The organism is Methylobacterium sp. Leaf89, assembly GCF_001422215.1.
In the GTDB taxonomy this organism is placed as follows: domain Bacteria; phylum Pseudomonadota; class Alphaproteobacteria; order Rhizobiales; family Beijerinckiaceae; genus Methylobacterium.
Map to the genome: position 1 here is coordinate 1 of NZ_LMML01000030.1, position 13,809 is coordinate 13,809.

Consider the following 13,809-nt stretch of genomic DNA (forward strand, 5'->3'; position numbering starts at 1 on the left):
TCCTGCATCAGAGAGACGAAAACGAAAGCCAAACCAATACGTTCAGGCGACGACAGACCCTAGAAGATGGACTGACTTCGTGACCGTGTGGGAATTAATCTCCCTCGAACGCAACGCGGAGTTCGGCAGGGTTGCGCCAAGCCACCCGTACCCGAAGTTTCACGGATCGAATTCGCAAGACGAAACGATCGGGGATTCCCAGAACGCCAACGACCCGCGATCGTGTTCCACCCAACGAGCGGTCAACGAGGGCACAACTCGCAGGATTGGCAAGCTCGATGAGGATACGCGCACCGCGCGACTGCAGCGTGGGCCGCTCCGACCGCCTATCGACCATCACATGATTTGGCATCTGCGTCCCGATCAAAGCGTCTGCATCTTTGAAGTTGCTGCGCGTGAAAATCGTGAAAACCATCGGTGATAAGCTCAAGTTTTATCACGACGGCTGCGGTTCTCGTTCCAGGCAGGCAACCGTTTCCCATCAGACGTCAGCGGTAACCTTGAATGGTGGGGCGGGAATCCCTTGTTGTTCGCCACCGCTGCCCTCTGTGAGAGGAGGGGATCGTTCAGGAAGGTTGACCATGACGAAGCTGTTCATTGCCAAGATCCGTTCCGCCGCGGGGACAAAGCCCTTGGTGACCGTTCGGGCCGCTGCTGAAGGGGAAGCGCGGCTGTTCTTGGAAGCTGCGTATCCGGAAGACGAGATCGTTGATGTCGCAGAACCCAGCGGCTGGGCGAGCGATGCCGATACCGGAAGTGCACCGGGTGATATCCGCGAACATGCTGGGGTGGAATGGCAGGCACCTTCGAGCCACACAGATTAACGCGCCGACGGTCTCGATCGCCCCCGCATCCGCCAAAGTCGGACCGACTGGAGATCGGGCACTTTTCAGTCCCCGAAATGCGTGGCCTTTTGCTGGTGATGCCAATCCGCCGCGTAGACCTCGCCTTCTATGCAATCGACTGGCCGGAACTTTCGGCCGTGATCCGCTCCGAGCGCGCGATCGTTGCGAGGGAGTGGGCGGCTTATCGAGAGGTCGTCTTCCATCTTGGTGATGGCCGCTGATGGGATGTCGCGACAACGGTCTGGGATTGCGCCGACCAAGCGGTCGCCGTCTCGGTTGGGACAGCTGTCGGCCTCAAGCAGGTACGCTCAACACGTGGTTCTGGTGACGGCGCATCGCGATCAAGCCATCGCTAACAATGCGGGCATGAACCTCGTCGCTTCCTGTCAGAACTGCCACATCAACCACAGTCGCCCGAAGCATCGACGACGACGCTGGCGGACGCTGTTTCGGCACAAGGCTTCGGAGGATCTTTTTCGCGGCCCCTGCCACGGTAGCTGAGCGCCGAGGGGCACGCGAAGTCGCTCTCGATCGCAACGCTGCCAGCGTTCCAACCGTCGCGATGCTGAAGAATCGGTGATCCTGGGCAGGCCTGATGCCCTAGACAGATGGAGCAGGCATCCCCTTCAGGACGGCTTCATGGAGAAGGCGGAGCCAATGGATCGCCTCCCGGGCTTTGGCTTCGGCAATTTCGGCCCGCCGCTCCGCGTCAGCCACCGAGCTCTTGCTAGCGTTACTGGCATCGACGATCGCTTCGATGTTCGCAAGCGTAATCGACCAGTCGAACTCGTCGGTCTCCGCCTTCGGCGCGGGCTCAGACCTACGGGACAACGTATCCGTAAAGTTCTCGGGAATCAGACGATTCAGATCGTCGCTCGAATGGGGGAACGAAGTGCTGAAGATATTCCGAATCCGCTCCGCTTCCTGATCGAGCGAATCCACGAGGACGGGTTTCTCGGCTGCTTCCATCACGTATGCACCCCAGTCCAGGATAGTCTAGTCTGACCTTAGAGAAGACTCATCTTGTAAAAATCGGATTAAAAGCAGCGCGATCGTCAAGTCCGGGAGGCTGCGTTGTGAATTACGGGCATATTTCAAGATGGCGGGATGATCGTGCAAACACGCAGGACCGCACGCATCGGATCTGCCAAGGGGGGGGGCGCCAGATCCGTCTGGCAGGCCTGCATTCCCTGGTGCAGTCGGCATGAATACGCCGGCGGATGGGGTTACCGCGGTAGCTGGGTTCAGTGGTGACTGCGCTGGTCCCAGAGTAGGTTGCTGATCCGCGATGCACTGCACCAAAATAAAAGAGAGGGCCCGTACCGGATTCGACGGGATGGATCTCCGCGCTACCTGCGGTTTCCGGCAGCTATGCTGCGGCGAGAACGAAATCGACGCCCTGCGCGACGATGACTGGGCTGTAGGCGTGGGGGCCGTCGTACTCGACTGCCATGACCGGGTATCCGGCCTCCCGCAACCGGGCGACATGAACCCGCGCGCTGCGATCGATCGGAATCTGCTCGTCGCGGATTCCATGGGAAAGGAAGATCCGTGGAACGCCCGATTGCAGGTGAACGGACAGGAAGCCGGCCGATGAGACGAGGAGATGGGTGACCACATGCCCGTTGGCTAGGCCGAGGGAGAGCGTGTAGCTGCCACCATCCGAGTGGCCCGCGAAAATCAGATGCGTCGGATCGAGTAGGTAACGGGTGCTCACCTCGGCCAAAGCCTCGTCGACACGCTCGCGGTCGGGTCCATGGCCGCCAATGACGAGATCCCAAGTCGGGAACATCGATTGGGGTGCCAACAGTAGGAAGCCCCGCGCTTGGGCATGGGCCTCCAGCATCGGCAGGATCTTCTCTGCGCTGCCGCCGCCACCATGGAACAGGACCACGAGAGGTGTTGGCCGGCGTGGATCGACGCTTTCGGGTACCACGAGGATCGCGTCCCGCTCGGCGAACAGCCCGAGACAATGGCGACCGGGGGGAAGAGGCTCCTTGGTGGGGAGCCGGTGCGCGAAGGCGAGCCGGCCGGCGAGGCGGGGATCGATCATGCGGGACTCTGGGTTTCGGAAGCAGTCGGAGGGGAGGCGTCAGTCAACCGGCCTTGTCCGCCTGGAGGGGCTTGATCTTCAGTTGATCGATCAGCCAGCGCCATCCGCCATCGGCCTGGCGCCGTGCGGTTTCAGCCGAGATCGTCCCGTTGGGCAGTCGCGCGAAGGTCATGGCGTGATCGCCGTTCCGGATCGCCGGGAGGGTCTCGGCGGCCGGAAAACCAGACTTGCGCGCCAAGAGGTCGGCATAGAATTGCCGGATCTCGCCGTGTCCGGTGGCCACGACCTTCCCGGCCGCCAGCACCGCATCGGGCTCGTAGAGGGCAACGAGGCCGTCCACGTCGCCTGCATTGGCGCGTTCATTGAAGAGGCGGGCGAGGTCTTCCGGCTCGTGGGCGATCGGCGGGTTCTGGCCGTAGACTTTCGGTGATGTCGTCATGGCGACTCCTTCTTGAAAAAGCATAAGGCTCAGGTGAGCAGCGTGCCGGCACTGTCCCGGACAGAGACGACGACGGGGATGCCGGCCTGCACGCTTTCGGAAACCGTGCAGAAGCGCTGGAACTGCTCCAGCACCCGGTCGATGCGGGGTACGGAGTCGGCGGTCGCCCCGAGGCTGATCGCGACCGCGATGCCGGCGATGCGCAGACGGTTCTCGGCGTTGCGGGTGACCTCGCAGTGCGCCTCGGCCCGGATGCCGCCGGCCTCTTGCTTATACTTACCGAGCGCGAAGACGAGGCTGGCGCACAGGCAGTTCGTCACCGAAGAGACGAGGAGCTGTTCGGGGAACGGGCCTTCGCCGCTGCCGATGGGAATGGCCTCATCGACCATGAGGTGGGGCAGGATCCCACCGAAATCGATCGCGAACTTGTAGCCCTCGATCTGCGTGATCGTGATGCTCGGGCCTGGACCCATGGCGGCTCTCCCCTGCCGATTCTCGTTGCCTGCAGCGTGCCGGCGTCATCCGAGAACGCTGTCACCAAGGCCCAAGCTCCCTGGGGCAATTGACGTCAGCTCCGCGAGTTGACACCTTATCTACGTTGGCATACCAAATACCAACGATCGAAACAGCGAAAAATACCAAGTCCTTCCGACGCCATCGAACGGCTTCAAGTCTGACGGACAAAGAGGGGAGTGTTCCATGCCGATGGATGACCATCGTCTCGCCCCAGGTTCGAGCCCGCCCGGTCGATAAACCGGGCGACGGAGACGATATCCGCAGCACGGACAGGGAGATGAGGGTCAGCGCATGACGAGCCCGATCGATTTTGCTGTCCTGGTGGCAGCAGCCGGCGATGCCGTTGTGGTGTCGGACACGAGCGGTGCGATCACCGTGTGGAATCCCGCCGCGACGCGGATCTTCGGGTACGCGGCGGAGGAGGCGGTCGGTCAGTCTCTCGATCTCATCACCCCGGAGCGTCAGCGCCGGCGCCACTGGGAGGGCTATGCCAAGACCATGAAGACGGGCGTCACCAAGTACGGTGCCGACGTCCTGCGAGTCCCAGCCATCCATAAGGATGGCCACACGCTCTCCATCGCCTTCACGGTCGGGCTGATCCACGGCTTCGACAACGCCGTTACGGGTATCGCCGCGATCATCCGCGATGAAACCCAGCGCTGGAACGACGAGCGTGAACTACGCCGCCGCTTGGCGGCCCTCGAATCCCGCGTCGCCTGAGGGCGAGGCGCGACAGACCGCCGGGATCACCCACCACGGGTTTCCGGCCAACCCAGAACCCGGATCGACCGGGCAAGCCGCGAACTTCGACAATCGTCTGAGCCAACAGGGAGAACGCCACGATGAGCAAGCCGCTCGAGGGTATCAAGATCATCGATTTCACCCACGTCCAGGCTGGTCCGGCCTGTACCCAGCTACTGGCCTGGTTCGGCGCCGACGTGATCAAGGTGGAGCGCCCTGGGGCCGGCGACGTGACGCGCACGCAGCTTCGCCACGTCGAGGATGCCGACGCGCTCTACTTCACCATGCTTAACTCCAACAAGCGTTCCCTGACGCTCGACACCAAGACTCCTGAGGGCAAGGAAGTCCTCGAGAACCTGATCAAGCAATCCGATGTCATGGTCGAGAACTTCGGCCCTGGCGCCCTCGACCGCATGGGCTTCTCTTGGTCCCGCATCCAGGAGCTCAATCCCGGCATGATCCTGGCGTCGGTGAAGGGCTTCTCGGATGGCCACCACTACGAGGACTTGAAGGTCTACGAGAACGTGGCGCAGTGTGCCGGCGGCGCGGCCTCCACCACTGGCTTCTGGGACGGCCCGCCTACTGTGAGCGCCGCGGCTCTCGGTGATTCGAACACCGGCATGCACCTCGCGATCGGCATTCTCACGGCGCTTCACCAGAAGAACAAGACCGGCAAGGGCCAGAAGGTCGCTGTCTCGATGCAGGACTCGGTGCTCAACCTTTGCCGCGTCAAGCTGCGCGACCAGCAGCGTCTCGATGCCCTCGGCTACCTGGAGGAATACCCGCAGTACCCCCACGGCGAGTTCTCGGATGTGGTGCCGCGCGGCGGCAACGCGGGTGGCGGTGGACAGCCAGGCTGGGTGCTGAAGTGCAAGGGCTGGGAGACCGATCCGAACGCCTACATCTACTTCACGATCCAGGGTCATGCCTGGGCCCCGATCTGTAAGGCGATCGGCAAGGATGAGTGGATCGACGATCCGGCCTACAACACCGCTCGCGCCCGCCAGGACAAGATCATGGACATCTTTGGCACGATCGAGGCTTGGCTCGCCGACAAAACGAAGTTCGAGGCCGTCGATATCCTGCGCAAGTTCGACATCCCGTGCTCACCGGTGCTGTCGATGAAGGAGATCGCCAACGATCCGTCGCTGCGCGCCAGCGGCACCGTTGTCGAGGTGCCGCACCCGAAGCTCGGCTCGTACCTGACCGTCGGCAGCCCGATCAAGTTCTCCGACATGCAGGTCGAGGTGAAGGCCTCCCCGCTGCTCGGCGAGCACACCGACGAAGTCTTGCTCGATCTTGGCTACACCCAGCAGCAGATCGAGCAGTTGCACCAGGCCCGCGCCGTCTGAGGCGGCGTCTGAAACGGAGACGCCAACGGCCAGTTCTCGGACAGGCCGCTGAATCAAATAAGACGGCGCGCCTTGAGGCGCGCCGTTTCCGTTTTCTGGTACCGGAGCGAGGCTCGCCCATACGGCTTGTCCGTCATCGGCCCGGACGACCGCGGCATGGAAATCCAGGCACGCGGCCGCAGTGACGGGTTAGATGCCGGAGCGAGACGCATCTTGCGCGAGGGACGTCCCGAGGCGCCGCAGGTCGGCGGCGAGGATCATCCGGTGAATCGGCCCCACTGGCGCCATGTAGGCCCGGCCGAACGCATTGTGGACCACAACCGACGAGGTGATCGTGAGACGGCGACCAGCTGTCGCGAAGCAGATCATGACGTCGAGATGCCGGTCCCGCGTGGTGAGGACGAGCATGTCCGGCGTACTCTGTTCCACCAAGAAGAAATCCAGTTTGTCCCCCGTGCAGACATGGGTCCGCCGCTCCCTGGAAAAGCCGCCGATGGCCTTGACGCCGAAGCGGATTGCGATCGCATCCCTCACGCGAAAGGCGAGGGTCATCAGCGGTCGCGGCTTCGAGGCGATAGCGTTCCAGACATCGAGCGGGCTGACAGCCGTCGGGAGGATTACGGACTGCGTGTCGTTATAGTCGAGCTCTTCGCGCGGGCGCAGAAGTCGGACCGGTGGAGCCTCAGCCAAGCTTTCTCTCCTACCTGGGCGGTGGCCGAAGTCTAACATGGCCGATGCGGAGGTCCGGATGGGACGATGGGTGTGGCGGGAAATGCGGCATACATCGCCGACCGTATTGTCATCGCACGCGCGACCTACACCCTGAGGGATGCGGGCTTGTCTTGCTGCCCCGCGAGGTGGGATGACATGGCGAAGCGGTCCTTTGGATCGTCCATCGTCGTGGTGCCGTCAATCCCGTTCGCTGCGAGCGCATCGTAGGGCAGCCAGCCGCTGAAGGGCTCCAGGGCGTTTGGCTCGGCCGGGCGGTACCAGCGCCAGACCTGACGCGTCGCGCTCGGGGAGTACCAGCGGCCGGGGAGGCCTTCCGCAAGAATCGGGCCTAGGGTCAGGTGGTTGAGCCAAATCCGGTTGACGGTCTGCGGGGCCGTCTGCATCGGGCGCCAGGTCGGCGGCATCGGAGATCTCCTGCGAGACGATCGGGTGGGCTGAAACGGGCGCGGGGGCCAGGACTTGGCGTCCGGCCCCCGCGGCTCTTTCTTCGGCGCTTCAGTTGGGTTGTCAGGCCGCGACGATGCGGGGGGCTGGCTTAGTCTCGTCGGAGACAGCGAGCGCCTGCGCCACCACGCGCTTACGCCAGGGCTTCAGTACCGCGATGGCGAGGAGCGAGGCGAGGATGTTGGCGCCGGCGGCGACCAGGAAGACGCCGTCCCAGCTGTTGGTCGCCTGCTGCAGATAGTTCGCTACCGGAACCAGGAGCGCGGCGGTGCCTTTCGCGGTGTAGAGCAGGCCCGCATTGGTCGCAGCGAACTTCGTACCGAAGGTATCTGTGCAGGTCGAGGGGAAGAGGGAGTAGATCTCGCCCCAGGCGAAGAACACGAAGCCGGAGAGCAGCACGAACCACAGGGGGTCATGGCCCCAGAGGTAGAGCATGTAGATGCCGAAGCCTTCCATGGCGAAGGCGACGAACATGGTATTCTCGCGACCAATCTTATCCGAGACCCAGCCGAAGAACGGGCGGGTCAAGCCATTAAGTACGCGATCGATGGTGGCTGCGAAGGTGATGGCGACCATGGTGATGCCCATAATCGTGACCGGCACCTTGTCGACGCCGATATCGGCAGCGATGGGCTTGAGGTTGGCGGTGATCATCAAGCCGCCTGCGCCCACGATAACGAACATGAAGTACATCAGCCAAAAGATCGGCTGCCGAGCGACTTCACCGGGGGTGTAGTTGCGTCGGGTCTGGATGACGTTGGTGTTCGCGACGGCGTCCGGAACTTGCCCCTTCTTCGGCGAGGTGAAAAAGAAAGCCAACACAGCGACCACGAGGCCCTGGCCGATGCCGAAGTTGAAGAACGCCGCCTGGAAACCATGATCGGCGATCATCCACTGGATCGGCGCGACGGTGAGGGCTGAGCCGGCACCGAACCCCGCGGCGATGATGCCGGCGGCGAGACCACGCTTGTCCGGGAACCATTTCAGGGCGCTGCCGACACAGGTGCCATAGACCGCGCCCGCGCCGATGCCGGCGACGACTTGGCCAAGATAGAACATATTCAGGGTGCTGGCGTAGGAGTTGATCACCCAGCCGATCCCGCAAAGGAGACCACCGAATAGGACTACGACCCGTGGGCCGTACTTGTCGACGAACCAGCCTTCGACCGGAACGAGCCAAGTCTCAAACAACACGAACAGGGTAAATGCCCATTGGATCGCGGCGCGATCAAATCCGAATTTTTTTTGAATGTCGGGGACGAAGAATGTCCAGCCGTATTGCAGATTGGCAATCATCACCATGCAGATGACGCCAATGACGAGCTGACCCCATCGATAACTGTCGGATACGTGCTCGGTTGTAGTTTCCACCCTCGACATGGCTTTTCCTCCGATAGGCTCTTGATGAAACGAGATACGCGATCGGCTCTTCGTCCGATGCTGAGCGTAGGGGCCGTTGACCGCCGGACTTATCGCCGGCTTGGTATGTGGAATACCAGCCTCTCTCTCTGCGAACCAATCGTCAAGAGTTGGTTGCCGAGAAATCGATCCCGCACTGCAGCGTGGTGGCCAAATGCTGGTAGTTTCGCTCCATCCGCGAGATCGCTCTTAGTGTTTCCAGGCGGTCGATCTGCTTGCTTTGCACGGGCACCAGCGATCTGAGCGCAGACGATATTTGAATCCTGGCGATACCTCAGCGTGTCGTCTCGTCGAAACGCAAGAATCCTTATTCGACGATACCCAGATGCCGGATAAGCTTATGTGCAGAGGAAGTTACCTCGCCGCCTAATGCGCGATAGTGCCGGTCGAAGCACATGCTGGCGGCGCATCCGCACGTGAGCATTGTGTGATGTCCCAATCGTTTTAGTTGCGGTCCTGCACTGGGGACGGGTGCGCGATGACGCAGTGCAGCAAGCAGATAGGCGAAAACTGTTGTTTGCCATCCAGGCGGGGAAGATTCTTCAAAGCCGGTTCGCGAGTTTGAAACGACAAAGCAGCAGATCTGTCTCTCATTCCGGCATGATATTTCGCCCCACTCATTGACAGAAAATATTTTGTATACCAGGCTCGCGAGTGAAAAATGCCATAAGATCAGAGGAGCGGTGCCATGAGCGCGCGCCAGAAGCTTGGCAGTGAAGCCTCCCGCGTGCGCTATATTCGTATGGATCGGTCTGTGCGGGAAGCAATTCGGCTTCTAGCCGCTCCAGACGTTGATGCGCTAATTGTCGTTGACGGCCCATGCGACGACACTGGTTCATTTATCGGAATACTGAGCGATCGTGAGATCTTTCGCGTAATGGCCAGGGAGGGCCTGGAGACGCTCGACAGCTTGGTTTGGATGCTGACTACGCCGGAGTTCGTCTCCGCCGACGTTCGGACGCCGCTCGCCGATCGGTTGCAACTGTTTTGCACGCATAAAACCAACCATATCGCGATCATGAATGGAATGTGCCTTCATTCGATTCAGAGCATCTGGGATTGTGTTGTAGATGCATCACACGCTTCGACTGTATAATCGCAGCGTCCGAGGTGGGGTCGGACCCGATCCCCTTGGTGATGTTCATGAATTACACAGATTGATACAAAATCGTGCGATGCAAAAGCAGTTGGATTGATCGCAGATCCTTCAACAATGCGCAGAACTTGACGCTTGATGCGTTTAAATACACATTTTTAAGCTCGCTCGACGACGGGTAGGGCAAGGCGAGGCTGGCGTTTGCATGCCGGCGCGCATCACCGCTCGGCGCCTCTGCAATCTGCCATCGTCGGTGGTGAAGAAGATAAAGGAGTGATCCCCATGCGTTTCCTGGCAATCCTCGACTGCCCGGTAATCTTCAGCGGCGAGAACAGCTACGGGATGACCAGTATCGACATGTGTCCCTCGACTGGTATCACGAACGGCCTGATCAGTCGCCACGTCAAGGTGATTGACGGTCGCCTGATCGCTGTCTGCATTTGGACAGGCGAGGTACTCTGTCGCGAGTATTTCGATGCGGCGTGGTACCAGAAAGCTGGGGAGCTTTGGGGAGAAGAGTACCAGCTTCGCCTGGAGGTCATTGAGGAACCGCAGGCCGTTTGAGCACCCGCGGTGGATTGGGGTCTGGGCTCGAATCTCGTGCGTTCGGACCATCACAGAATGCAAAGTCTACTGGCATGACCATCCATGCCTTGGCGAGTCCGGCAAGCGACGGCGCCGATCCGGACTGTTACGGGCCCTGGAGCCCGGGTATCGAGTCGAGCCTTCCGCGCGCGCTCCTGCCCTTAGCTACCGTTTTCCGCGAGGAAAACGTCGAGACCTCCCTCAACGATGCCTATGAGTTGAGCGATGTCAGTGGTCTGCCATTGACATCGCTTGTCTGCTTCCGGCCTGAGCGGCTGGTGGTCCACGAAGTTTTGATCCGCGTCATGGCTGATCTTTCCGTTCCGGTCGGCCAGACGTACGGCGATCTCGGGGTAAATTTTCGTGCCATCGTCTCTGCCATCCTGAACGAGGGTATTGCCGAACATGGCAGAGAGATCGCCGCGCGACATGCGGAGATCCGGGTCGCAGCCGCGGAACTTCTCGATGGCCAGATCGACAAAATATTGGGCGAGTACCTTCACACCGCCGAGGGGTGGCCACCGCGCGGCGCTCTCTGGCGTCGTTTCTGGCCTCACCGCACCGGACGGAAAAGCTCAAAACCTTCCGGCTCTGCTTGCGTTGGCCGGGACCCTATACATCAGGTCTGGCATCACCTTGACGCCTGGCATGCGCGGGTCGCCGCGGCAGAGGATGCTCTCGCCGTGGCGGCCTGCGCCGCGCTGCGTTGCGTCGTCGAGAGTCTGATCGGTCGACGTGGCTTTCTCATCCGTGACCCGTCACTGCTCGGAAGGCTTGCCGTCACGCTCGTGTCGAACGGCTATGGTAGTCTTGCCCTCGGCGCGCTGATCGAGCCCTGGATGCAGGCAGTGGTGGCGAAGCGCGGTTACGTGCGCCTTAAGCCGCAGGACACTCCTGTCATCCTGAACGTGAAGGGCTCGTCCGCCTCAGGCAAGAGTACCATCCGTCCCTATCAGCGCGCTCTGGTCGAGACCCTGGGATTGAATTGGTCCGACTTCGCCCTCATCACGCCTGATGTCTGGCGTAAGTTCCTGTTGGATTACGACAGTCTCGGGTCAGCGCGGCGCTATGCCGGGCCGTTGACAGGACACGAGGTCGAGATCATTGACCGCAAGCTCGATGGCTACATGGCGCGGAAAGCTGAGGCTGGCCGGATCTCCCATCTCGTCATCGACCGCTTCCGCTTTGACAGTTTTGCAGTCAATCCCGGTACCGAACTTGGGAGCCAGCTCCTCACGCGCTTCGGGCGCCAAGTCTACATGCAGTTCATGATCACGCCGCCGGATGCCACTGTCGAGCGGGCTTGGAAACGTGGCGAACAGTTCGGTCGCTACAAGGCGGTGGAAGACCTACTGGCGCACAATGTCGAAGCTTACACAGGCATGCCACGGTTGTTTTTTACCTGGGTGTTGCGACCGGACAAGGAGGTGCATTTCGAGTTCCTGGACAACGGTGTACCCGAGGGTTGTCTTCCCCGGACCGTCGCTTTTGGTGCGAATGGCGTAATGAACATTCTTGACGTTCAGGTCTTGCTCGACATCGATCGGTATCAGGCCATCAATATTCAGGCCCGCAATCCCCAGGCGGTCTATCGCGGCGTTCCACCCCGGGATGCGCCAGGGGAGATGCGTTTCCTGCGCGATTGCCTGCGCCGGATGACCACCATTCGCTTTGCCGATCACGCCACAGGCCACGTCCTCGCGCGCCTCGACAGCGGGCGCCTTACCAGTCTCGCGCCGACGTTGGCTGAAACCGACCCGGTCGTTCACCGAGTCCTGACAGGGCTTGGGGTCATCAGGCAAGCGGAAGCAAATGCAGGATCCAGTGAAGCTCTGCAGGTGAGTGGAGCGTGCACCCTCGGAGCCTGGGGCGAGAAAACAACGCTGAGGCGTTTGACCTGAGAGCAGATACGGCGGTGCGGATTGGGCGAAAGATCTCTGGCTACCACTGTGAATTTGCGATGAAACAGGGAATGTTGCGCCAATATATGTTTTTGAACTACCGTCCGTGCTCGCATCCTTTCTTGTCACGATCCTCGTCCATATGGCTCTGCAGGTCGGGCGCGTGATCAAGGTCGCTGACTGGCTGTCACAAGACAGAAGTTCCGTCGAAAGACACAATGAAGTCGTCGTCGGAAACAGAAACGGTGCTTTGCTGTTTGCGGTTGAGACGGATAAATGATCCTTCTAAAGGGAAGCGCGGCGTCGAGGGATCGAGGCCGCGCAAGTTGGGAGAAGAGAGGTCGAGTTGAGGAGACTGCCTATTCGGCGGCGATCCTCTGGACGACGCCGATGGCCCCGGACTCGGCAATCTCAAGACGTTCGGCTTCAGAGTATCCGAGGACCTCGGTCAAAATCTCTTCGGTGTGCTCGCCCAACAGCGGAGATCGCGTGATCTCGGTATTGCTGGCCGAGAGTCGGATTGGGTTGCCCACAGTGAGGTACTTGCCACGGGTGGGGTGATCGACCTCTACGACCGTACCGGATTTACGCAGGGACTCGTCCTCCGCGATCTCCTTCATGGAGAGGATCGGCCCGCATGGCACATGCAGCGCATTGAGGATCTCCATCGCCTCGAACTTGGTCTTCGACATCGTCCAAGATTCGATGCGGGTGAAGATCTCGTTCAGGTGCGGCAGGCGAGCCTTCGGTGTGGCATAGTCGGGATGTGTCGCCCAGGCGGGTTCGCCGATGACGTCGCAGATCTGCGACCAGACCGCGCCCTGGGTGATGAAGTAGATGTAGGCGTTCGGGTCAGTCTCCCAACCTCTGCACTTGAGGATCCGGCCCGGCTGGCCGCCCCCGGAATCATTGCCGGCGCGCGGCACCGAGTCGCCGAACGGAATGCCTTCGCCGAACTGGCTGTATTCCGGCAGGGGGCCACGCTCTAGGCGTTGCTGGTCGCGCAGTTTGACCCGGCAGAGGTTGAGCACCCCGTCCTGCATGGCGCAGTCGACCCGCTGGCCGAGGTCGGTCTGGGTGCGGTGGTACAGAGCGGTGACGATGCCCAGTGCCAAGTGGAGGCCGGTGCCGGAATCACCGATCTGCGCGCCGGTCACCATCGGGATGTCGGTGCGGAACCCCGTGGTCGATGCAGCGCCGCCGACGCATTGCGCCACGTTCTCATAGACCTTGCAGTTCTCGTAGGCGCCGGGGCCGAACCCCTTTACCGAGGCGAGGATCATGCGTGGGTTGGCGGCGTGGATCGCCTCCCAGGTCAGGCCCATCCGGGCGAGCGCGCCGGGAGCGAAGTTCTCGACCAGGACATCGCACTCGCCGATCAGGCGCCACAGCACCTCGATGCCCTTCGGATTCTTGGTGTCGAGGGTGATCGATCGCTTGTTGTGGTTCAGCATCGTGAAGTAGAGGCTGTCTACATCCGGAATGTCTTGGAGCTGCTGGCGCGTCGCATCGCCCACGCCCGGCCGCTCGACCTTGATCACGTCGGCACCGAACCAGGCTAGCAACTGCGTGCAGGTCGGGCCCGACTGGACGTGCGTGAAGTCGAGGATCTTGACGCCTTCGAGGGCTTTCATGGCACAGGCTCACCTATCCGGGAGACGTCAGCACGGGCATCCGTTCGGGCGA

Annotated in this window: 15 protein-coding genes; 7 read left to right on the forward strand and 8 right to left on the reverse strand. The window is 61.2% G+C overall.

The window, feature by feature from the left end; genetic code table 11:
• Window positions 1-421, forward strand: a 421-nt coding sequence (locus ASF18_RS24410) for a hypothetical protein (RefSeq protein ID WP_210166760.1), incomplete at its 5' end; no start/stop codon positions are given.
• Between the two features lie 160 nt (window positions 422-581).
• A complete protein-coding gene (locus ASF18_RS23285; protein ID WP_082487824.1) occupies window positions 582-824 on the forward strand; it encodes a hypothetical protein in 243 nt (80 codons plus the stop codon).
• Window positions 825-1,445: 621 nt separating this feature from the next.
• Here the strand turns inward: ASF18_RS23285 and ASF18_RS20185 are convergent.
• The 4 genes from ASF18_RS20185 to ASF18_RS20200 all read right to left on the reverse strand — a co-directional run bounded on the left by ASF18_RS20185 (window position 1,446) and on the right by ASF18_RS20200 (window position 3,810).
• Window positions 1,446-1,814, reverse strand: coding sequence for a hypothetical protein (locus ASF18_RS20185; RefSeq protein ID WP_056354629.1), 369 nt, complete (start codon window positions 1,812-1,814; stop codon window positions 1,446-1,448).
• Window positions 1,815-2,214: 400 nt separating this feature from the next.
• A complete protein-coding gene (locus ASF18_RS20190; RefSeq protein WP_056217938.1) occupies window positions 2,215-2,898 on the reverse strand; it encodes a hypothetical protein in 684 nt (227 codons plus the stop codon).
• A gap of 43 nt (window positions 2,899-2,941) precedes the next feature.
• The gene (locus tag ASF18_RS20195) at window positions 2,942-3,337 is read right to left on the reverse strand and encodes a nuclear transport factor 2 family protein (protein WP_056354632.1); all 396 of its coding nucleotides are present in this window, start codon (window positions 3,335-3,337) and stop codon (window positions 2,942-2,944) included.
• A gap of 29 nt (window positions 3,338-3,366) precedes the next feature.
• Window positions 3,367-3,810 carry an OsmC family protein gene (locus ASF18_RS20200; protein ID WP_056354634.1) on the reverse strand — a complete coding sequence of 148 codons (444 nt, stop codon included), beginning with the start codon at window positions 3,808-3,810 and terminating at the stop codon, window positions 3,367-3,369.
• Between the two features lie 334 nt (window positions 3,811-4,144).
• Here ASF18_RS20200 and ASF18_RS20205 point away from each other — a divergent pair, with 334 nt between their 5' ends.
• Both ASF18_RS20205 and frc (ASF18_RS20210) read left to right on the forward strand, forming a co-directional pair.
• Window positions 4,145-4,573 carry a PAS domain S-box protein gene (locus ASF18_RS20205; RefSeq protein WP_056354638.1) on the forward strand — a complete coding sequence of 143 codons (429 nt, stop codon included), beginning with the start codon at window positions 4,145-4,147 and terminating at the stop codon, window positions 4,571-4,573.
• 122 nt (window positions 4,574-4,695) lie between these two features.
• On the forward strand, window positions 4,696-5,946 hold the full coding sequence (gene frc / locus ASF18_RS20210) for a formyl-CoA transferase (RefSeq protein WP_056217950.1): 1,251 nt from the start codon (window positions 4,696-4,698) through the stop codon (window positions 5,944-5,946).
• 189 nt (window positions 5,947-6,135) lie between these two features.
• Here the strand turns inward: frc (ASF18_RS20210) and ASF18_RS20215 are convergent, their stop codons facing one another.
• The 3 genes from ASF18_RS20215 to oxlT form a co-directional block, all read right to left on the reverse strand.
• Window positions 6,136-6,636: a DUF2867 domain-containing protein gene (locus tag ASF18_RS20215; protein WP_056354640.1), complete on the reverse strand. Its 501-nt coding sequence runs from the start codon at window positions 6,634-6,636 to the stop codon at window positions 6,136-6,138.
• 125 nt (window positions 6,637-6,761) lie between these two features.
• A complete protein-coding gene (locus ASF18_RS20220) occupies window positions 6,762-7,082 on the reverse strand; it encodes a hypothetical protein (protein WP_056354644.1) in 321 nt (106 codons plus the stop codon).
• Between the two features lie 103 nt (window positions 7,083-7,185).
• On the reverse strand, window positions 7,186-8,502 hold the full coding sequence (gene oxlT, locus ASF18_RS20225; protein WP_056216563.1) for an oxalate/formate MFS antiporter: 1,317 nt from the start codon (window positions 8,500-8,502) through the stop codon (window positions 7,186-7,188).
• A gap of 727 nt (window positions 8,503-9,229) precedes the next feature.
• On the opposite strand from oxlT, the gene ASF18_RS20230 reads away from it, so the two are divergent.
• The 3 genes from ASF18_RS20230 (at window position 9,230) to ASF18_RS20240 (ending at window position 12,123) form a co-directional block, all read left to right on the forward strand.
• Window positions 9,230-9,637, forward strand: coding sequence for a CBS domain-containing protein (locus ASF18_RS20230; protein WP_056354647.1), 408 nt, complete (start codon window positions 9,230-9,232; stop codon window positions 9,635-9,637).
• A gap of 282 nt (window positions 9,638-9,919) precedes the next feature.
• Window positions 9,920-10,201 carry a hypothetical protein gene (locus tag ASF18_RS20235; protein WP_056216559.1) on the forward strand — a complete coding sequence of 94 codons (282 nt, stop codon included), beginning with the start codon at window positions 9,920-9,922 and terminating at the stop codon, window positions 10,199-10,201.
• A gap of 74 nt (window positions 10,202-10,275) precedes the next feature.
• Window positions 10,276-12,123 (forward strand): hypothetical protein, encoded by a 1,848-nt coding sequence (locus ASF18_RS20240; protein WP_082487828.1) that lies wholly within the window; start codon window positions 10,276-10,278, stop codon window positions 12,121-12,123.
• A gap of 359 nt (window positions 12,124-12,482) precedes the next feature.
• Here ASF18_RS20240 and frc (ASF18_RS20245) read toward each other — a convergent pair whose 3' ends face one another.
• Window positions 12,483-13,757, reverse strand: a complete 1,275-nt coding sequence (gene frc, locus ASF18_RS20245; RefSeq protein ID WP_056354650.1) for a formyl-CoA transferase — start codon at window positions 13,755-13,757, stop codon at window positions 12,483-12,485.
• Between the last annotated feature and the right edge of the window lie 52 nt (window positions 13,758-13,809).